Genomic DNA, 21,381 nt, shown 5'->3' with positions numbered 1-21,381 from the left:
TAATAGGAATAAGTAATGACACAAATTAATGAAACTCATGACGTAAACTTAACAAGTTGGGTAAGCTGCGCGAATGAAAACAGCGACTTCCCTATTCAAAACTTACCTTTTGCTATTGTTAAACCTAAAGGGAGTAATGAAGCACCTCGTGGCGCAGTTGCTATAGGTTCAAAAGTTGTAGATTTAGCGGCATTAGCGCAAAAAAACATCTTTACTGGGCTTACTCAACAAGCGCTAGAAGCTAGTAGCGAAACTACATTAAATACCTTAATGGCTATGGGTAAAGAAGCAAACTCAGCATTACGATTAGCCTTGTCTCAAGCCCTTAGAACTGGTTCAAATTTACAAGATAAAATTGCTGACTGTTTAATTGACCAAGCCAATATTGAATACGGCATGCCTTGTGTTATTGGTGATTACACTGATTTTTACACATCAATTCATCATGCAACCTCAGTAGGTAAATTATTCAGACCCGACAACCCATTATTACCAAACTATAAATGGATCCCTATTGGCTACCACGGTCGTTCTTCAACTATCGATATTTCAGGTCAAGAGTTTCATCGCCCTATTGGCCAAACAAAAACACCTGACATGGAAGCACCTATTTTTGCCCCCTGTAAGCGTTTAGATTACGAACTAGAAATGGGCTTGTTTATTGGTAAAGAAACAAGCTTAGGCGAGCAAATTGATATTGACGATGCTGAAGATCACTTATTCGGCTTATGTGTTTTTAACGATTGGTCTGCACGCGATATTCAAGCGTGGGAATACCAACCTTTAGGGCCATTTCTAGCGAAAAACTTTGCCTCAACTATTTCACCGTGGATTGTAACCATGGAAGCACTTGCTCCGTATCGCGACTCGTTCACACGCCCTGAAGCAGATCCTGCACCTATGCCTTATTTAAGCTCTGACAAAAACTCAGCGCAAGGTAACTTAGACATAAATCTTGAATGCTACATTGAAACACAAAAAATGCGTGACGCTAACCAACCTATGGTTCAGCTATCAACGTCTAACTTTAAACACTCATATTGGACCGCAGCACAACTAGTAACACACCATGCAAGTAACGGTTGTACTATGCGCGCGGGTGACTTACTAGGTTCAGGTACACAGTCAGGCCCAACCGAGCCTGAAGCGGGGTCTTTATTAGAGTTAAGTAAAGGTGGCAAAGAAGCGTTTAGCTTACCAAACGGTGAAAAACGTACCTTTTTAGAAGACGGCGATACCATTATTATGCGCGCTTCATGTCAACGTGAAGGCGCAGCTAGAATTGGTTTTGGTGAAGTGGTAGGTACGGTACTTCCTGCTGTCGCAAATAAATATGTTAGCTAATGAACAGGTGTAAATATGAAACTTTATAGCTACCATCGTTCTTCTGCGGCTTACCGTGTAAGAATTGCATTAAACTTAAAAGACGTTGCACACACGCTAGTACCGGTAAACTTACTAACAGGTGAGCATATACAAGCTCCATATACTGATAAACAACCTCAGGGCCTAGTGCCCTGTTTAGAAACAGACGACGGTCGGTTTTTAAGCCAGTCTGGCGCTATTATTCAATATATAGAAGCGCTGTATCCGCAGCACCCACTGATTCCTACTGACGCGTTTGCTGCAGCAGAAGTACGCAGCATGATTGATTTAATTGCCTGCGATATTCACCCACTCGATAACTTACGCGTGCTTAAATATTTAACACAAACCTTGAACGTGAATGAAGATGAAAAAATGTTGTGGTATTTTCATTGGATAAACAAAGGGTTTAACGCGTTAGAAAGTCAAATAAAGGCAACACCTTATAGCTTAGGCGACACAGTATCCTTAGTAGATTTATACCTTGTTCCACAAGTATATAATGCTCTGCGTTTTAAGCTTGATATGACACTCTACCCTAATATTTTAGCTGTTTATAACAACTGCAATAAACTGCCTGCATTTGATGAGGCAAAGCCTGAAAGTCAAATAGATTTTCCTAATCCTAAAGCGATCTGATCGTTAACAATTACATAAATTAACCTCAGGCAGTAATACGTATACCTTAACTTTAGTTATTTATTTGCGATAAAGAGAAGGAGTTGTATTAAAATGCCCCTTAAACAACCGATTAAAACTACTTTTCGAACCAAAACCACACTCTAGAGCAATATCAAGAACTGTTTTATTTGGCTGTGTTTTAAGCTGTTCACCTGCGGCTTCTAAGCGTTTAATATTGATCAACGTTGGAAAAGAGGTATGCAACTCTTTATTTATTAAAGTTGATAGTTGATCTGGTCTCACCTGTAAATGCAATGCTACATCTTCAACACTTATTCCTGGCTCCAAAAATGGTTTATCATGCTCAAGATATTGAATTAATCTTAGAATAGTTGAATCTGTATTAATATTACTAAGTCGTTTATTAGGCTCACATTGATTACTATCCATCAGTGACGGCTTTATCGACAATACCTCTCCCGTATCCATATTCTTTTGTTGTAGTGAGATATTTCGCATCTTAGCTAATAAAGCATCTCTTTCACGACGTAAGGCCGAATGTCTAAACACCAAACTTACCGATATCATCAATATATCTAAGGGCATAGACCATAATATTAAGTGCGACGTAAATGTTGTACTAGGCAATACACCAAGAAAAGTAAATGTATAAATAATCAAGGCTAAGATAGTAAAAAATAACGGAACTGCCAGCCCCATAGCCCAATAACTATCGTAACGAATAGTTCGCACTGTACCAATAAGAATAAATAAACACATTGCAAAGGTTGCTAGCAAAACCAATACTACACGTACCATATTTGTTACAGGAAATAATATAATAATGATACTAACCCCAAGAAACACCAAGAAACAATTTAGTAAATAATGTAGATGTGGAGAGATAATACGACTACGTAGGTACTTTTGTAGAAACAAGGTTGAAAACACATATGACATCATAGCAAAAACAAAAAAACCACGATTTTTTAATATTATATTGTCTGGCCAAAATAATAAATTACCTTCGCCATAATAAAATAGGCTGTAAGCAAATCCAAAACATAAGCTAGTTATATAATATAGATTAATTTTATTGATTATCCTCTGATTTAAAGCCAATTGAAAAACTACAAACATTAATAAAATTAATACATAAAAAACATGTATTTGTTTGACCTCAGAAAGATGTTCCCCATATTTAAAACTACCGCGTATTTTAGGGGTAAAATCTATTTTTGCTTCAGAACGTACTCGGATATAAAGTTGTGCAGATTGATTTTGGGCTAAGTAGAATTTAAACGTTGGAGAAGATGAAGATTGCCCAGAAATAGGCCGATGGTCGCCTGATGAAAGATACTGTAAGCCTTCACCATTCAATAAGTAAAAGTCAACAAAATCAAGTCGAGTATTATCTAAAGTTAAAAACCATTCATCATTTCTACTTTGATTCTTTAATTTTACCTTAAGCCAAAAAGTAGAGGGAGAAAAGCCTACATTAAATAATTCTGATTCTGTAGTTGCCCAACCTGTAGAAAGCTCTTTAATGGTATCAAAATCGGCCTCTATCGCTTGATATTCTAAGGTAGGGAAAGTAACGGTGTGCTGATCCTCTAATACAATAAAATCTGTAGTCGTAGCGAAAGTCATTCTTGCAAACAACGCAAAAAATACGCTTAATATCCTTATACTCCAGTGAAGCACTGACATTCCTTATTAGACTATAAAGAGTAAAATAAGTGCTATTCGTCTGCCCACACTTATTGCCTTATTAGCCGAGTTAAAACTTTAATGCGGAGTACTTTATATTATAGATACACCATTATCAACATTTCTTCTTGATTGGAATTGTTCAAATAACATACCTTATTTTAAGCTAATCCAGATCAATTTAAGCAACCGAGAAGAATCAATAACCACTACCGTTATTTAATAAAACTGATATTCACTTAGCGCTTTTTTATACGGTGTAATCCCATTCCCATCAAGCCAACAGCAAAAACAGCTAATTTAAAAGGTTCTGGCGAATTGTTCGGTGATGGTGATGTATGTAATTCAATATCCCCCTGTAAACGGGAATCCTTACAGCATGGGCTCGTATCAAGCTTTAACGTGTAGTCAAAAACGATATTGCTAAATTCTAACGGCGGTATATACCAGTTTTCTGTTAATAAACCATCAACATAACTTTGGCTATAATCCAAGAAACTAATCTCTATAGATTCGCGAATTTCACTTAAATAATAATCTCTATTAACATCATAAATATCTCCATCACGGTTATATAACACAGAAACATCAGCGTTCCAGCTATACAATCCTAAACCTGAAAGAGTAAAAGTACCAATGGGATCCGAATAGTAGATCCTTGGTGAATACTTCATAAATCTACTGTCATAAGGGATACTTTCAAACAATGTAGAACCCCCTGTAATACTACCATCGATTTTATTAGAGCCATCTTGAATAATGCATTTAACAACACTCGTAAAGTCCCAAGTTAACAAAGAGGCATTTGCCAAGTTAATACTACTTATCGTGATCAGGACGATTAGCATATATTGAAAAAGTTTAAGCTTCATGATTATTCCATTACTTTGCATAATAATTAAATGATTTAATACTACATATTCTGCAAATTACCATCAGCGTACCCCGTTATCATTAATGTAAAGAGTGATTAAATATTACAGCCCCCAGAAGCAGTAATACCAATATTAACGAAACGTTTCCTTTCACATGTTTATACATAATATTGAACGTAATAAAAAAGTTGCTATACCAACGTATAGAAAAGGATGGACTGAACTGAGGTATTCTGTCTATTAAACATGCCTCTTCTACCTCATAAAGTTACAAGGTAGAAGAGGTATTTAAGAAGTAAACTTATCCGAAATAGTCAATTGGATTAGCATTAAAGTTTTTCAAATTAGGAAAAATTTGTTTAAGCGCTTGATCATCAGTAACGCCATACCATTTGGCCAATGAAGCAAACATCTGCTCATTCGATGTAGTAGGTACTGGATTGGTTGAAGAACTTTGAAGCGGCATATCTCCGTATATTCGACCACCATCAACTGCGCCACCTAGGATAAATTGATGTCCTGCCCAACCATGATCTGTACCGTCACCGTTAGATCGTATTGAACGCCCAAAATCAGACATGGTAAATGTTGTAATATTATTTTCCAGGCCTTTCTCTACACTGTAATCGTAAAATGTTGCCATAGCTTCACTTAATATTCTAAGTAAATTAGGATGGCTACTGCTTTGATTATTATGCGTATCAAAACCACCTAAGCCAACAAAGAATACTTGACGACTTAAACCATTATTACGCCCTACTTCAATCATTTTAGATACAGCCTTTAAGTCTTGCGCAAGACCATTATCTCCAGGAAAAACAATCGTACTTTCTTCAACATCAGCGAGTTGCTCAACGAGGCTACTATTGTTATCCATCGCATTTTCAAATAGGTTCCCAAAAGCGGCTTTAAGTCTGTGATTACTTTTCTCACTACGACGTAAGTTTTCAATAGCATTCGTTCGGATCCAAGTAATATTACCGTTACCCATAAAATTGGTCTGTATTTTTCCATCTCGAGGAATACTGTATGGGCTATGAAGTGCCCCTGCTTGCCAGAAATTAGATCCTGCTAAGCTAATATTACTCATAAATGCTTGATTGGAAGAGTTTTCGCCCTCCACAGCATCTAATACACGTCCGCCCCACCCCGTACCTTTTTGCGCTAAATCAGCACCACGCATCCAGTTTTGCTGAGAGGCATCATGAGCATATAAACCTTTAGGATAAGAACTATCAGGTCTTATGTTACCTTGCTCATCTAATACGGGTTCAATAAGAGGCCCCACATTACCTTGTATAGCTAACTTCCCTTGATCAAATAAATCTTTTAATCCAGCCATTTCAATATCAAGAGCCAACCCTCCCTCAAAACTTTGACCGCGAGGAAATATTTCTAACCCTAAAGGTCGAGCTAACCCTCCTCGCACATTTTCATAGTCAGTTCTTGCCTGTCCATGCAAAGGTGTGAGCATGTTAAATGAGTCATTTCCACCGAATAAAAACACACAAACCAATGCTTTATAATCCGTTTGATCTTGCGCGGTAGCAGCATTAACCAACTGCATCCCACCTGCCGCGTAAGCCGCAGAGCCACTAACTAGCATATTGCGCATAAAACGACGACGATTCATTGTTAAATTTTCCATTTTTTCCCCCTTTAATTATCGTTGAATGGCAAAGTCTGGACTTGTAAACAGCAACATCATTACTGCATTCAAAGCGTTAGAGTCGTTGTGCTGATTTTTCAAAGTCCCATTTAAATTAGTATCATTTTGGCGAACCATATTGATGATATATAGAATTTGTTCTCTCAGTGCATCTGACATTTCACCTTGAGTAAACATTAAATCAATGTAATCAATTAAGTTGTTGATACCTTCTTCTCTAGTTTGACCTTCATTAATAATTTCAGCCCATTTATCATATGCACGCATTGCCGCAGATCCTCCAACAACATGTCTATGAATAAAGTTAAAACGAGAAAGCAATTTGTCTTCAGGTGAAAGTTCGAATACAGGAAAAACTAAATTTGGCTTATTACTACTTGGGTTATTAGTACCTGTGGTTGTACTAACTAGATCTTTCACAAAGAAAGTTGCATCATTTTTATCCAGCTCGCTATTAATAACGGTTCTGTCTAAGAAATAGTTACGATGACGGATATATTCATCAGAATAGTTCAATGACTCTAAAGAAATAGCATTAGGATCAACAAATCCATCTTTCCAAAACCAACTAGCATCTTCTCTATAAAGTTGTTTATCTTCAAATGGCTGAAGTAAAATATTGCCTTTCCTATGGCGAAGAAAATTACCTGGTACATCTACAGACTCAAGTGAAAACGTACCTTCTCCCGCAAGACCTTCAACAACTTTCCACTGAGCAGTTACCTCTTCGGGTTCTATAGCACTAATTCTTACTTTACTTTCAACATGCTGCACAAAATGTCCAGGATAGTTTGCTGATTCCAAGCTTATTATACGAGTATCTGTATTTTGAGGCTCATCTATAGCTTCTGATTCATCAACTAATCCCGCTTGTAATAATCTAGGATTACTATAATCAAAATGATAAAAGTTAAATACAGAAGAGGCCATCATTGGAGCTTGGTATAAATCATTTTCCAATTTATAAAAACCACTTTCAGGCGTATCGGTATTTTGATACATATCTAACGCTCGGAAAAAATGAGTCATCATAATAAGTGGCTCACGTAACTTACCAAACTCCAGCGCATTTTCACCCATATGGCCATTACGTGCTTCATCATCTAGAAGTATAGCTTTAGCAACAGCAGCTAAATCCCCTTTTACATTATTCCCATTATCATTAAATACCGCTGCAACTCGAGCTATATAACCAGGTGTAGGATTAGATGTAACTAACATTTGAATTAATCGTTGACTAACAAAGGGAGCTATATTTGAATGAGCAAAAACATCATCAAGAGCTGCTTGAATATCCTCTTCTACACTCTTAGGATTTGCAGGCAGTGTTACTGAAAGCAATTGTTTTTCAGTAAGATCATGTGCGTTATAACTCATGGCCATAGGTTTCGTATAATCACCAAAACGCCAATCACAACGGCCCGAATAACATAAACCGGTAAATACCTTAGCGAAGCCTTTAATTTGTGCTTGAGAGTATGTTTCAATCGGCTTACCACGTTCATCAACCTGATAACTTCCATCTTGATTGAGCAAATAAGTACCTAAACTCATAAGTTGTAGCATCTCACGAGCATAGTTTTCATCAGCCTCATTTGAACCTTCAGGATTAGCTTTATAATTTGGTGAGTAAGTGAGATAGGTTCCCATAACAGGATGCATAGTAACTTTGTACATAAGATCACGATAATTACCTAAAGCACCATCAATCAATGTATCGTAATAGTTAACTAATCCTGCTTGGTAACGCTCTAAGCTTGTGCCCACCTGAGAAACCACAAATATTTGGCTTAATGCAAATGCCATACGTTGGCGTAGCTGATCTTCCGCATGTAATGCCGCTTTCAACCATCCTTGATTACGCCTAAAGTTAGCTCGCGGATACTCAAAAGCAGCATCATAATAAGACCTATGTAAAGTCGCTGGCTTAGATAATTGCTCATCAATCCATGCTTCTTCACTCATTTTTTCAAGTTTAGTTATTTGTTCTTGTGTTGGGCCAAATGTCGCTTGTTGCAATAACCTTACAGCAGCAACTGGCTCCATTGCATATGAACTGGCAGCGGTACAAAAAACTACCAGAAACATCATGAATTTTTTATATCTTTTCATTATGTATAACAAAGATAAAAGCGGGTTTAAATTATGCATATTTAGCAAACCTTAAATAAAATATTACGCTACATTAGAATTTTTAAAGTGGGAAATTAACGATGTAAAGCATGCAGGTCGTCCTAAATCATGATTTGAGACGTTAAAAAAATAATTTTATCAACATGATATAAAAGAAATTATTTATTTAGGACTTAAGATATAGATATTGTGGGTTAGATAAAGACTGCGCTGATGCCGTGAAAAAATAAATATATTTATATCCAAACCATTTAAAATGTAAGTTCAGAACGTCTGGTTTATAAATACTGATGCTTTATTAATTCCTATAAAGTTCCTAAATGAATGTAAGGAATGTGGATAACGCTAGAGCAGTACCAAACTTTATTGAATCTAACAAAACTTTTTCATATACAGCTGAGTTGTTAAACTCATTTAAAAGAATATAAATGAGAAATGGGTTATTGCGATTGGTAAATAGGTATTAAAAATATGATTGAATATACAATAAACATGTGGGAACTTGCTACTGAAGGAGATAAGCAAGGAGTGCTATTTTTTGTAGTAATTTACGCATTAGTTATTTGCTTATACTCTCTTGTTCGGCAAGTATTAATAAAGCAATGGCCCGTTGCAAAAGGTGTTTTACAAAATGCTTCTGTCAAAAAATGGGGAGACGCTGAGTTAATTGTATCAGAGCAAGATTATAAAGTTGATTCTTTGTATACATATCAGGTGTGTGAAAAGGAATACCAAGGAACAAGAGTATCACCTTGGATAATAGTCGCCTCCCACAATGCTAAATCATTGCTTACGAAACAATTAAGTTATATTCAAAAGAATGAAGATGGCACGGTCAATGTATTTTATAACCCTAAAAACCCGAAAAAGAGCTACTTGGTAAAACCTGGACTTTTCGGTATGGCTATTACTTTAGCTCTGGCGGTTCTTCCCTTATATTTATATTTACATGAATACTTATAAATCACATAAAAAGCGAGTTACCAATCTAAACCTTTTTGCGCTTTAACACCGGATTTAAAGGCGTGTTTTACGGGTTGAACTTCAGATACTGTGTCGGCTAATTCAAGTAAGCGTCGATGACAAGCTCTACCGGTAATTAATACATGTTGCATTATGGGGCGATTATTTAATGTTTCAATAATGTCATCTAAATCTATGTATCCGTACTTCACCATGTAGGTCATTTCATCAAGCAGCACCATATCTATGTTTGGGTTACTTAACATTGCTTTACTCTTTTCCCACGCGACTTTTGCCGCAGCGATATCGGTCTCTTTACTCTGAGTTTCCCAAGTAAAGCCGGTTCCCATCACATGATGCTCTACTGGAAATTGTTTAAGAATGTTCATTTCGCCACATTCCCATTTTGATCCTTTAATAAATTGCACAACACCTGTGTTTAAACCATGTCCTACGGCACGTAATATAGTACCGAAACCTGAGGTGCTTTTACCTTTACCATTACCAGTAATAACCACTAAAACACCGCGTTCTTCGGTGGCTTTTGCTACACGCTCATCTACATTAGCTTTAATTTTTTGTTGGCGAGCTTTATGTTTTTCTTCATCGGTTAAGGTATTACGTTGTTCTGTCATAATTGTCTTCTTTCTAGGGGCTAAGTTCAAAGTCGAGTTTTCTTACTTTGATGTTTACGCCTGATTTTGTGAGTTCTTGATAAAAATCGGCAAGGTTACACTCTTTAACCTGCTTACATACAATACCGTATTTTAAAATAGCGGTTTTACTACTTTGTAAAGAAGCGAGCTTTAACCAATGTAACGCCTTGTTAAAATCTTTACTAACAAACTGCCCATTAATATACATTTGAGCCAAGTTAACTTGCCCTTTTGCGTAACCTAATTCTGCTGATTGTTGAAAAAAGTTAAAAGCGCTTTCTAAACCCGTTTCATTAAAACGATCATTTAAAAAAGCTACGCCTTTATTATTTTCTTTTTTACCGTATATTAAACCACTAGAACGATAATTTTCTTTCATGGGCCCAACCACGTTACCATAGAGCAGATTTTGAATAGGTCTATTAGCTAAATAGATAGCCCCGTTGCTAAACATATTCTTAATTTCATTATGTGATATATCGTAACGTCGAGTTTCAAAGTATTTTTTAAAACCTAATTGCCCATAGTAAATTGCATTAATAACCGCATGCTTACTTTGATAATAAAAACCGCCATACATAAGCGTAACAATGTCGCCCGTTATATCCACTACCTTAGCAATTCTGTATTTTTCATGGGGTCGTAAATCTTTTTTAATCAGCCTAAAATCAATAAAGTAAATGTCGTTAATTTTAGGTTCTAAAATAATAGCCAAAGAGTTATCTTTTTGATGCTTATAGTCCATATATTCTGTAAAGCTGAAATACAAAGCAATAAGAGCAAGAACCACCGCAAACGTTTTTAAGGGAATTTTTATTGGACGGAAACCTATGGTTCTTAATGCCATAGCTGCTTTTATTCCTGTATTTTCTGTCACCTAACTTCCTTGAAGTTTGTTTTAATTTATTTGACCATACTACCCTGCAGCCATTACTTAGTAAAAAGTTTTACCGTTAATTCAGGATTACTTTGAAAATACCAATGCATGTACGACGCTATAATATTACCGTGCTGATAAACAAACTCGCCTAAGCGTTCACTGGGGTGATGCTTAGTTTGACTAATAGGCTCTAACGAAATGTCGGCACTTGAGTAATGAAAACTGTGGCCGCGCATTACATTATTCTCTAACGTTTCAGTTCCTTTTAAAGGTAATTCAACCCACTGAGAACCAATAGCCGCTAGCTTTTTTTGCATAATGGCATTACCCGGTAACAAGCCAACCATTGAAAACTTTTTATCTTGTAAATCAGTTAGCTGCTCAAGTAAATACAACATACCACCACATTCTGCAATCAATGGTTTATTGGTTTTAGCAAAAGATCGTACGCTCGATATAAAGCTTGTATTTTGAACAAGTTGCTCAGCATATAATTCTGGGTAACCACCGGGAATATATAACACATCACCTGCTGGTAACTCAGCATCGGTAAGTGCTGAACAATAAACTAACTCAGCGCCTGTTTCTTGTAAAAAAGCGATATTAGCCGCATAAATAAAACTAAAAGCTTTGTCTTTTACAATAATAATACGAGTGCCTTTTAAAACACCTTCATGTTGATACTCGTGTTCAACCTCTTCACAAGGAAAAAACTCTATACTGGCAGGAAGTTCAGCTAAACCTGTAGCGGCAATATGAGACGCAGCTTGATCAAGTTGTACATCAATATCAGCCAACTCTTGTGCTTGTACTAAACCCAAATGACGTTGAGGTAACGTAATGGTTGCATCTTTAGGCATTCGACCGTAAAAGCGTAAATCGTCAGGCAAGCAATTTTGTAATATTTCGGTATGTCTAGGCGTGTTAACTCTATTTGCTATAACACCTGAAAATGGCAAATTAGGACGATAGTTAGCTAATCCAAAAGCAACCGCTGCAAAGGTTTGCGCCATGGCAGAAGCGTCGATAATACCTAATACCGGAATATTAAAATACTCAGCTAAATCAGCACTACTTGGCGTACCATCAAAAAGCCCCATAACCCCTTCAATCAAAATGAGATCTGACTCAAGCGCAGCTTTATATAACAACTGTTTACAGTCTTGTTCACCCACTAACCACAAATCTAATTGATACACTAATTCGCCGCTGGCTTGGCGTAAAATCATAGGATCAATAAAATCAGGTCCTACTTTAAATACGGTAACCTTTTTACCTTGATTACGATGATACCTAGCGATAGCAGCAGTAATTGTTGTTTTTCCGGTGCCTGATGAAGGAGCAGCAACAATTAATGCTGGGCACATAGTGCCTGTGCCCTTTACATTATCAGGAGTATTTTCAAATGCCAAAGTAAACGCCTTTTATTAATAAGTTGATGTAAGCAACAATTTATGATGAAAGTTGAGCTGTTGTTTTTTCAGTGAAAAAACGATTGATACACCAATGCATTACTATTCCTGTAGCAACATAAAACACAGGATTAGAAACTGATTTAAAAAAGTATTTATTTACTCGTGTTGCATATTCAGCCCACGATAAATCTGGAAATTTCCCCGAGAAGGCATAATAACTACCATTAGAGATGAAAAAGGCAATAGAGCTAGCAATAATTAACGCTACACTCACTTTAACAATATTGGTTATCATATTTTGTTGTGACCAATCAGGACGCACGTAATAACCCGCTGCAAACATAGCAACATAACTAAAAGCTAGAGCAGGATAAGACGCGGTTAAACAATCACCAAATTGTCCTCGATGAAATGAAGACGCTAAATCAATAGTGATAGATAAAATATAAAAAAACCAAAAGTCTTTCACTTTACGCAAGTACATACCTGCTAAAAAGAACACAGCTGTAGAAGCACTTGGCAGGCTATTGAAAGTAGAAAAATGATTACCACGTGTAGCGATCATTAACAAAGTTAATAAGCCACATATGCTTAAGAACAAAGAAAGGGGTGATTTTACTTCAGTTAATTTCATAACAATCCCGTTAAATAGTTAACGGTGGAGAAATCAAAGTTAGTAAAAGAAGTGAAAACTATAAATAAGAACGTTATAGGCTAATACAAATTTACTAGTCTCTGAAAAGCCGCCCACCGCAGTTGTCGAGTATAAATTAGGCCGGTCTCCGGACTCCTGTTCATCGCTTTGCAATACCTTCCCATGCTTTCATTGAATGAAGAATACCAAACGCATTAATGAATTGAACTATTTTATATGAAGAATAAATGGTCAAATACAAGGCATTTATTTTAATAACTAGTTGTTCTAATTATTAAATAAATAACGATGTAATTGGCCATTTAAACAAGTATAAATGATCAATTGGTTATTGCGATTGGTATAAACACAGTGGTTTTTATTGCTGCTCACAGTTACCGTTGCGGGGGCAGTACTGGTATTTCACCAGTTTCACGTTTCATCTTAATTAATACTTATTCATTAAATTATAAGCATTAATTTCGACACCTAAATCTGACTGAAATAGTACCTGAAGCAAGCTGTTTATACAACATATACCCATATCAAAGTAAATGATGCACACTATTAATATTGTGCATTGAACACTGTTGCTGATTTAGTTATGCTGCGCTGCAATTAGCAAAAGTACGGCTCTATGATTACAACTTTATATTTAGCTCGCCATGGCGAAACTCAGTGGAATAAAATACAACGTTTTCAAGGACAGCTTGATAGCAACTTAACCGAGTTAGGTAAAACCCAATCAGAGCAAATAGCTCAAAACGTGCTTAAGCATAATATCGAAGTTATTTTCTCTTCAAATTTAGGACGTGCCGTAAACAGTGCTCAAATATGTAAACAAACGCTTGGCGTAAACACCCAAGTAAAATCTAGCCTTACCGAAAGGCATTTAGGCTATTGGCAAGGTAAGCAAATAACAACCTTATCGAAAGATCCTAATTATGTTGAGCTATTGCAGAAATTTACTGAGCTAACACCTCAAGGTGGAGAAAGCGCTGTAACTTGTGGCGAACGTATTTACAAAGCACTTGAAAAAATAGCGATAGAATATAAAACAGCTCATATTTTAGTGATTTTTCATGGTGAGGCTCTGCGTTGTTTTTATGGTTATATTGGTAATAATTCGAATATGAATGCCTACGACTTATTTAAAAATGGTTCTATTAACAAACTAACTTATGAGCATAACACCTCAAGTTTTCATTTAACGCCATCGACCTAAGCTAAATTGCTCTATAAAAAGGAAAGAAAGTGACATTTAACGAACTTACTTTATGGTTGTTTTCTACACTGCCTTTTTATACGCTAACATTAACAATTATTTTAGCTTTATTACTTGATAAGTACTTAGGCGAAGCTCGTCAGTATCATTACTTAGTGGGCTTTGGTTGGCTTGCTCAACAAATCGAAAAACGTTTAAACACCTTTCAAACCGATAAAAAATCAGACGAAACACAGCCATTACGCTTCAATATAAAAAAGGCATTATTAGGCTCACTCGCATGGGCTATTTTAGTGCTACCTATTCCGTTACTTTATTGTTTATATCTCAATCATTTAACTTGGTACTGGCAAATATTATTAGACGCTATCGTGCTTTATTTAGCCATTGGCCTAAACAGTTTGTATCAACATGCTATGCAGGTTTACCAACCGCTAAAAGAAAATAATTTAGTACAAGCAAGGTACTTTACTGGTTACCTCGTTAGTAGAGAAACGGCTGAACTAACGCCTACTGAAATGTCGCGAGCAACGGTTGAGTCTATGTTAGAAAATGGCCACGACTCGGTTATCGCATCGATAGTTTATTTTATTATTGGCGGTGCACCGCTAGTTATTTTTCATCGTTTTGCCAATACGTTAGATGCAATGTGGGGCTATCGTACATTACAATTTAACTCTTTTGGTTTCGCCAGTGCTCGGCTTGATGATGCATTAGGATTTATTAGTGCAAAAATATGCACCTTGTTATATGCCATTCAAGATACATTCCTTACAGCATTAGCAAACGCCTATAAACAAGGTAATACATACAAAAGCCATAATGGCGGCTGGGTTATGGCAGCCGGTGCAACCGTGATGAATAAAAAGCTAGGTGGCACAGCGCAATATAATGGTAAAATAGTTGAATCGGTTACTTTAGGTTGTGGTGAAAATATAACAGTTGAAGATATTCCTAAAAGTATCTTAATTGTGAAGCGAGCCGCTATAATACTCACGTTAATCGTATTGTTATGGCAAACAGTTAACCTACTTTTAAACATCATATAATATTCAAATATGAGTGAGAACTTTTCATGGCGCTTATCCACGGCGGACAGCTTCAGCAAATAGCTAACCAATATAAAATACCTGCAGAACAATGGCTTGATCTATCCACTGGCATTGCACCAACCAGCTACCCTATTCCAAATATTCCATTAAGCATATGGCAAAATTTACCCCAAAGTAATAACGAGTTATTAGCTGCGGCTAAACATTATTACCAATGCAAACACGTAACCGTAACCAACGGTAGCCAAGCCATAATAAAAGCACTGCCTGAATTGTGGCAGCTAAAAAATAGCACTTCTCAACATGTTTACCTACCCAAATATGGCTACAAAGAACATGCTCAAGCATGGAGAAAATCTGGCTACGAGTTACATTTTTATTTAGATGAGTTACCACCAATAGATACTATTTACCTGAACAGCGTGCTGGTTATTATTAACCCAAATAATCCCACAGGTAAGTTATTTACACGTAAAATAATCATGCAATATCAAACATTAATGCAAGAGCTTAATGGTTTGTTAGTGGTTGATGAAGCTTTTATGGATGTAATAACAGATGATCATTCTATTTGCTCGCAGGTTGAAAACAGCAATACATTAGTATTTCGCTCTTTTGGGAAATTTTTTGGTTTAGCGGGTATCCGTATTGGCTTTTTAGTGGCGAATAAAAATTGGTGCGATATATTTAACGAGCATTTAGGGCCTTGGCAAGTGAATGGCCCAGCGCAGGTTGTAGCCCAACACGCACTAAAAGATACCGATTGGCATCAACAGCAAAAACAACAGCTACATATATTGCGAAAAAAGCAAGAAGCCCTATTATGGCAAGCCTTTGGTAGCGAAGTGATAGCCGAAATTAAAGGAAGCGATTTATTTTTGACCCTAACCTTTAATAACACTAAAAGCGCTGAAAAAATATATGAATTATTATGCCAACAAGCTGTTTACGTTCGCCTAACCGACGAAAAAGATAAATTAAGATTTGGTATCACAACAGAAGATAAATTAGATAAACTTTTTAATGTGTGTCATTCAATAAAGTAAAAAAGAATAAAAAAAAGGTTATTAACTATTGGGGAATAGCTAATAACCGGAGATAAAAGTTCTACATCATAATAGAGGGAGAGCCTGAGTTTACGCGTCCTGTAACATAAACTCAGGCTTATCAATATCGGTTAGAGTAAGTAGTAGTGGACTCATCCCTAACCAACAACTTAATGATAATCATTCTTATTTAGATTGTAAAGCGTTTATTTGAAATAAACTAAGAAAAACCCCAAAAGAATATTTTTGGGGTTGTGTTTTTAGAGCGCTGTTTATATTAATTTAACGCTACCGTTTATTCACAGCTTAAAAGTTTTGATAAGTAACACCAAAATATACAACGCGATCTTGAGTAAAATAAGTCATAGAGTTTTGATATTGCACATTAAAAGCATTATTAATTTTTGCTGTAACTTTTACACTTTCCGATATGGCGTATTTAATACCTAAATTAACTAAAGAATAGCTATCTAATACTACAGCGTCACCAGAAAAAGGGTAATCATAGCGTTTACCTTTGTATTGAACATCTGCATAAATGTTCGTATTTTCCATTTGTTTACTAAACTTATAATTTGCTTGCTGTTTTGCTCTACGGCCCAATTGTTCACCTGTAGAAGCATCTTCGGCCTTAATGTAACTTACATTAAACTGATGTTGACCACCCAAACCTTTATAAATAACGCCAAGCTCTGCACCTTTTATTTCAGCAGCACTAATATTTACAGGGGTAGTGTTATTGTCTGCATCTTTACCTGTCCACTCGATTAAATTATCGATATCTGTTTTATAGAGATTAAATGTAGTTGATAAATTATCAAATGAACTTTTTATACTTAATTCATAACTCTTTGATGATTCAGAAACCAGATCCGTATTACCTACAAAACCAAATTGAAGAGGATAATATAAATCATTAAAGGTTGGTGCTTTAAATCCTGTACCTACAGATAAACTCACTTGAGTATTATCTAGCACTTGATAACCAATACTTGAGTTATAAGTTACCTCTGATTTAACCCCTTCTACATCATCATAACGTGTTGCTAATTCATAAGATAATTTGTCTTTGCTATACATTACATGTGCAAAAACGCCCGTTGTATCTCGTTCGTCTACAGGAAACTCAGCATCACCTTTCAATGTTTCGCTATAAAAGTCAGCGCCTAAATTCAATAGCCATTCTTCAGAAAGTAAACTGCTATTAATTACTGAATATTGCTTCCTTCTAGAATCAAATGACGAACCGTCATCTTTACTTGTACCATTTCCATGTCTTATATCTGACACTCTATTTTGACCAATGTTAAATTGAGTATCATTTTTTATATCACCAAGGTCCCATTGATAATTCGCACCAATTTTCCAAACGTAATTACTTATTGCACTTTCATTGCCACCAAATGAACTATCATATTCAGTATCGCCTTGATCCACTTGTGTCAACCAATCAACACTCAATGTGTCAGTAATCTTTTGTTGACCATTTATAGAGATAGAATCAAAACTATAACCATCATCATCCGTTTCAGCATCATCTTTAGCATCAAAGCCATTACTTTCTTCATGATCAATATTGATACTTGTATGGCCATCACCATGTTCGATGCCAACGCCAGCATTCAACATTTTGTAACCTTCGCTCCCTAAACTTGCACGAACAAAGTGCTCTCCATCATTAAGTTTACGAGTGAATATTTGAATAACACCACCAATAGCATCAGACCCCCATAAAGCAGCACGAGGACCTTTAACGATTTCAATACGTTCAATTAATTCAGGAGCTAGATCATTGATATTAGTTGACCCTAAGGTTGCAGAACTAATACGAACACCGTTTAGTAGAATTAATGTGTGACTAGAATTAGCACCTCGCATATACACAGATGAAGCCTGACCTCTACCACCCGAAGTTGAAAAATCAATACCAGCAACCGTAGATAAAAGGTCTAAAACAGATTTTGGTTGAACTTCATCAATATCAGCACGATTAATTACAATTTGAGATGCCAATGAGTCATCAATATTCATCGCTGTACGCGATGCCGTTACCGTAATAATATCTAAATCTTTTTCAGCTACGGTTTTATCTACCGCCATAGCAGGCATAGAAATAGCCGTTGTAATTGCTAGTAAAAGAACTGATTTTTTAAATGTGTTTGTTTGTTTAACTTTATGTGTTTGTAGTGCTTTCATGTTTTACCTCGTTAATGATGCCCTCCGCATCATTTGGCAGCCGTGTTTCACGACTTTATTAAATAAATTTAAGCGGTCGGGCTCATACATTTTTTATGTATTTACCGTTGCGGGGGCAGCGAGGAATTTTCATCCTCTTTCCTTAAATTTATTATGGTAAACAGTACTTACTACTTAAATAAGCAGTAAGTACTGTCGTGTTATGAGTAAAGAGTTAAGTTTTATTTATACGTAAAAACTATAAAATAGCTGGAGTATTAACACCTTCTTCGATAATTTTTTGAATTTTTTCTAGTGCTAAGTGATCCACACAAACATCGGCTAAGCGCTCTAATTGCACTTCTCTGTGTTGGTTAATATCAATAACAGGTTGATCTAAAGTTGTGATCCCTAACCAGTCTAAAACTTTCTGGGTAGGTTCTGGGCAATCAAAAAATCCATGTAGGTAAGTGGCTATAATCTGATTGTCTTCAGAAATACAGCCATCTGCGATAGCGTTATCGTTATGCATAATATGCAAAAGAGGATGACTTAATGCTTCGCCAGTCGAAACACCACAATGGATCTCGTAGCCTTGCAATGTGCAAGATTCATCATTTAATTTCATCACAGCAGATACTTGCGTTAAGGTTTTTTCTTGAGTCAGTGTGGTCGTAAAATCAAGTAAGCCCAGTCCTGTTATTTCTTCAACATGAGATTCTATATGTAGGGGATCAAATATCGTTTTCCCTAGCATTTGAAAGCCGCCACAAATCCCCATCACTTTACCGCCGTAACGCAAATGTTGATTAATTTCTTGCTGCCAACCTTGTTCTTTTAAAAATTGAAGATCTGAAGTCACGTTTTTGCTGCCCGGAATAATGATCAAGTCAGCACCTTGTAACGACTGCCCTATTTTTATGTATTGCAGATCAATATTAGGCTGTAAGCGTAACGGATCAAAGTCGGTATGATTACTCATATGAGGTAGTAGCGGAACAAATATCTTAACTTTGGCTTGGCTAACTTTATTGTTTAATGCAACGGCATCTTCAGCGTCTAACGCTAAATCATGTAAGTAAGGCATAACACCTAAAACAGGTTTACCTGTGCGTTCTTCTAACCAGGTTAAGCCTGACTCAAGCAGTTTAATATCACCTCTAAAACGGTTGATAATAAAACCTTTAACTCTGTTTTGTTCCGATTCAGACAATAATTCAAGCGTTCCTACAAGATGTGCAAAAACACCGCCTTTATCAATATCTGCCACAATAATTACGGGACAGTCTACCGCTTCAGCGTATCCCATATTGGCTAAATCATGAGCGCGTAAATTAATTTCTGCGGGGCTGCCTGCGCCTTCTACCACTAATACATCGTACTCGTTAGCAAGGCGTTGGTGCGATTTAAGCACAGCTTGCATGGCTACTTTTTTATAGTCGTGGTACTTACCCGCTTCCATATTAGAAATAGCTTTGCCGTGAACAATAACTTGGGCGCCAGTATCGCTATTGGGCTTTAATAAAATAGGGTTAAAATCTATACGCGCTTCTACTTTGGCTGCTATTGCTTGTAATGCTTGGGCACGACCAATTTCGCCACCGTCTTTAGTTACCGCACTATTTAACGCCATATTTTGTGGCTTAAATGGTGCAACTTTAATTCCTTGATTTACTAAAGCTCTACACAAACCCGCCACTAACGTACTTTTACCTGCGTCAGACGTTGTGCCTTGTATCATGATGGTTTTCATTACTTATCTCCCTTTAAGGTTAAAGGAAGGCCCGCCATAACAAAGTCGACTTTATTGGCTATTTCAGCAATAGCTTGATGTAGCCAGCCTGATTGATCTACAAATTCACGTGATAAATCGCCCATAGGAACGATACCGTGTCCTACTTCGTTACTGACTAAAATAATATGCAGATTTTTATATTTTTGACTGTTAATTAAGCTGGCTAATAATTGCTGTTTTTCGTGTTGGAAATACGCTAAATCGTGATTACATAAACAATTAGTAACCCACAAGGTAAGGCAATCAATTAGAATACATTGGCCCTTATTTGAAGTATTACTTGTTATAAGTTCAATAAGAGAGTCAATCGTAGCAGCTAATAAGAGAGGTGATTCTACCGTTTTCCATTGTGTGGGTCTGTCCTTCTGATGAAGTACAATACGGTTTTCCATCTCTTTATCAAGTGCTTGAGCAGTAGCTATATAGGTAACAGGTAGGTTTATTTTTTTGGCGCACTGCTCTGCAAGCGAGCTTTTGCCCGATCGCGCACCGCCTAAAATTAAATGTACTTGCCCCATACTGTCTCCTTATAAAATGTATCAATAAGTTAAAATGATCATTAAACATAGGTACAAGAGGGGAAGCAGAACACATTCATCTGTTCAGTAAAACAGATAAAAATATGAATTGTTCGAGTAGACCCGCTCGACCTTAAAATTCATGTATTTTCACCTGATATCCTGACTTACAGCATCTCAACATACACCTTCCCAAGTAAGTTAACTCAGTGGTATTACTAAATAGTATGTATGTCGCTCTGTTTACAGTTGCGGGTACAGTTGTGGATTTTCACCACATTCCCAGTTTTATTTCTTCTTTCTAAGCCAAAGCTTAATGATAAAATTGAATGAAATAAATATGAAAAATACATGATATATAGCCAAAACATTGCAATATGTGTATTGCAATGTTTTGGCTATAATTACGGACGAGATTATCGGTTTATAGAAAAAAATAGCAAGGTTTATTTTATTCTAGGCCAGTATTATAGGGCATAAGACTATAAAGATATGTTGACTCGCATGCCTACTACAGATACTCAATATTCTTACTGCATTGATTTATTTTAAGAATTTAAACGGTATTAATGTAAAAATAATAATAAAAAAACGCTCAAACATATATTATATGCTTGAGCGTTTAACCATTATTTTACATAGCAATTAC

The 21,381-nt window shown here is 36.3% G+C and carries 17 protein-coding genes and 3 riboswitches; of the genes, 6 read left to right on the top strand and 11 right to left on the bottom strand.

Annotated elements, in window-relative coordinates:
• Window positions 1-15: 15 nt before the first annotated feature.
• Together fahA and maiA are read left to right on the top strand one after the other, a co-directional pair.
• Window positions 16-1,344: a fumarylacetoacetase gene (gene fahA / locus ACM9HF_RS16645; protein ID WP_473611627.1), complete on the top strand. Its 1,329-nt coding sequence runs from the start codon at window positions 16-18 to the stop codon at window positions 1,342-1,344.
• A gap of 15 nt (window positions 1,345-1,359) precedes the next feature.
• Entirely contained in the window at window positions 1,360-2,004 is a 645-nt protein-coding gene (maiA, locus tag ACM9HF_RS16640) for a maleylacetoacetate isomerase (RefSeq protein WP_473611623.1), read from the top strand.
• A gap of 60 nt (window positions 2,005-2,064) precedes the next feature.
• Here the strand turns inward: maiA and ACM9HF_RS16635 are convergent, their stop codons facing one another.
• The 4 genes from ACM9HF_RS16635 to ACM9HF_RS16620 all read right to left on the bottom strand — a co-directional run bounded on the left by ACM9HF_RS16635 (window position 2,065) and on the right by ACM9HF_RS16620 (window position 8,331).
• Window positions 2,065-3,690, bottom strand: a complete 1,626-nt coding sequence (locus tag ACM9HF_RS16635) for a 7TM-DISM domain-containing protein (RefSeq protein WP_473611619.1) — start codon at window positions 3,688-3,690, stop codon at window positions 2,065-2,067.
• Between the two features lie 245 nt (window positions 3,691-3,935).
• The gene (locus ACM9HF_RS16630) at window positions 3,936-4,568 is read right to left on the bottom strand and encodes a hypothetical protein (protein ID WP_473611615.1); all 633 of its coding nucleotides are present in this window, start codon (window positions 4,566-4,568) and stop codon (window positions 3,936-3,938) included.
• A 304-nt stretch (window positions 4,569-4,872) separates the two neighbouring features.
• Window positions 4,873-6,219 carry a DUF1501 domain-containing protein gene (locus ACM9HF_RS16625; RefSeq protein ID WP_473611611.1) on the bottom strand — a complete coding sequence of 449 codons (1,347 nt, stop codon included), beginning with the start codon at window positions 6,217-6,219 and terminating at the stop codon, window positions 4,873-4,875.
• A 15-nt stretch (window positions 6,220-6,234) separates the two neighbouring features.
• On the bottom strand, window positions 6,235-8,331 hold the full coding sequence (locus ACM9HF_RS16620; RefSeq protein WP_473611608.1) for a DUF1800 family protein: 2,097 nt from the start codon (window positions 8,329-8,331) through the stop codon (window positions 6,235-6,237).
• Window positions 8,332-8,844: 513 nt separating this feature from the next.
• On the opposite strand from ACM9HF_RS16620, the gene ACM9HF_RS16615 reads away from it, so the two are divergent.
• Window positions 8,845-9,336 carry a DUF3592 domain-containing protein gene (locus ACM9HF_RS16615; RefSeq protein WP_473611604.1) on the top strand — a complete coding sequence of 164 codons (492 nt, stop codon included), beginning with the start codon at window positions 8,845-8,847 and terminating at the stop codon, window positions 9,334-9,336.
• Window positions 9,337-9,353: 17 nt separating this feature from the next.
• Here the strand turns inward: ACM9HF_RS16615 and cobO are convergent, their stop codons facing one another.
• From cobO to ACM9HF_RS16595, 4 genes are read right to left on the bottom strand one after another with little or no spacing between them, the layout of a single operon-like run.
• The gene (cobO, locus tag ACM9HF_RS16610; RefSeq protein ID WP_473611600.1) at window positions 9,354-9,971 is read right to left on the bottom strand and encodes a cob(I)yrinic acid a,c-diamide adenosyltransferase; all 618 of its coding nucleotides are present in this window, start codon (window positions 9,969-9,971) and stop codon (window positions 9,354-9,356) included.
• 13 nt (window positions 9,972-9,984) lie between these two features.
• A complete protein-coding gene (locus tag ACM9HF_RS16605; RefSeq protein ID WP_473611596.1) occupies window positions 9,985-10,869 on the bottom strand; it encodes a tetratricopeptide repeat protein in 885 nt (294 codons plus the stop codon).
• Window positions 10,870-10,922: 53 nt separating this feature from the next.
• Window positions 10,923-12,284, bottom strand: a complete 1,362-nt coding sequence (locus ACM9HF_RS16600; protein WP_473611592.1) for a cobyrinic acid a,c-diamide synthase CobB — start codon at window positions 12,282-12,284, stop codon at window positions 10,923-10,925.
• Between the two features lie 40 nt (window positions 12,285-12,324).
• Window positions 12,325-12,921 carry a hypothetical protein gene (locus ACM9HF_RS16595; protein ID WP_473611588.1) on the bottom strand — a complete coding sequence of 199 codons (597 nt, stop codon included), beginning with the start codon at window positions 12,919-12,921 and terminating at the stop codon, window positions 12,325-12,327.
• Window positions 12,922-13,043: 122 nt separating this feature from the next.
• Window positions 13,044-13,429, bottom strand: a riboswitch (cobalamin riboswitch).
• 129 nt (window positions 13,430-13,558) lie between these two features.
• On the opposite strand from ACM9HF_RS16595, the gene ACM9HF_RS16590 reads away from it, so the two are divergent.
• Genes ACM9HF_RS16590 through cobD form a run of 3 tightly spaced genes read left to right on the top strand, consistent with a single transcriptional unit; the run spans window position 13,559 to window position 16,244 of the window.
• Window positions 13,559-14,146, top strand: coding sequence for a histidine phosphatase family protein (locus tag ACM9HF_RS16590; protein WP_473611585.1), 588 nt, complete (start codon window positions 13,559-13,561; stop codon window positions 14,144-14,146).
• Window positions 14,147-14,175: 29 nt separating this feature from the next.
• Window positions 14,176-15,195, top strand: a complete 1,020-nt coding sequence (locus ACM9HF_RS16585) for a cobalamin biosynthesis protein CobD/CbiB (protein ID WP_473611581.1) — start codon at window positions 14,176-14,178, stop codon at window positions 15,193-15,195.
• A 26-nt stretch (window positions 15,196-15,221) separates the two neighbouring features.
• On the top strand, window positions 15,222-16,244 hold the full coding sequence (gene cobD / locus ACM9HF_RS16580; protein ID WP_473611577.1) for a threonine-phosphate decarboxylase CobD: 1,023 nt from the start codon (window positions 15,222-15,224) through the stop codon (window positions 16,242-16,244).
• Window positions 16,245-16,550: 306 nt separating this feature from the next.
• Here cobD and ACM9HF_RS16575 read toward each other — a convergent pair whose 3' ends face one another.
• From ACM9HF_RS16575 to cobU, 3 genes are all read right to left on the bottom strand, one after another.
• Window positions 16,551-18,440 (bottom strand): TonB-dependent receptor domain-containing protein, encoded by a 1,890-nt coding sequence (locus ACM9HF_RS16575; RefSeq protein ID WP_473611573.1) that lies wholly within the window; start codon window positions 18,438-18,440, stop codon window positions 16,551-16,553.
• A 54-nt stretch (window positions 18,441-18,494) separates the two neighbouring features.
• A riboswitch (cobalamin riboswitch) is annotated at window positions 18,495-18,623 on the bottom strand.
• Window positions 18,624-18,678: 55 nt separating this feature from the next.
• On the bottom strand, window positions 18,679-20,172 hold the full coding sequence (locus tag ACM9HF_RS16570; RefSeq protein ID WP_473611570.1) for a cobyric acid synthase: 1,494 nt from the start codon (window positions 20,170-20,172) through the stop codon (window positions 18,679-18,681).
• Entirely contained in the window at window positions 20,172-20,732 is a 561-nt protein-coding gene (gene cobU / locus ACM9HF_RS16565; RefSeq protein WP_473611567.1) for a bifunctional adenosylcobinamide kinase/adenosylcobinamide-phosphate guanylyltransferase, read from the bottom strand. The genes ACM9HF_RS16570 and cobU overlap by 1 nt, the downstream gene beginning before the upstream one ends.
• Before the next feature lie 135 nt (window positions 20,733-20,867).
• Window positions 20,868-21,063: riboswitch (cobalamin riboswitch) on the bottom strand.
• Window positions 21,064-21,381: the final 318 nt, after the last annotated feature.

This window comes from Colwellia sp. RE-S-Sl-9, assembly GCF_048296855.1.
Lineage (GTDB): Bacteria > Pseudomonadota > Gammaproteobacteria > Enterobacterales > Alteromonadaceae > Pseudocolwellia.
This window is presented reverse-complemented; position numbering and strand designations above follow the sequence as displayed.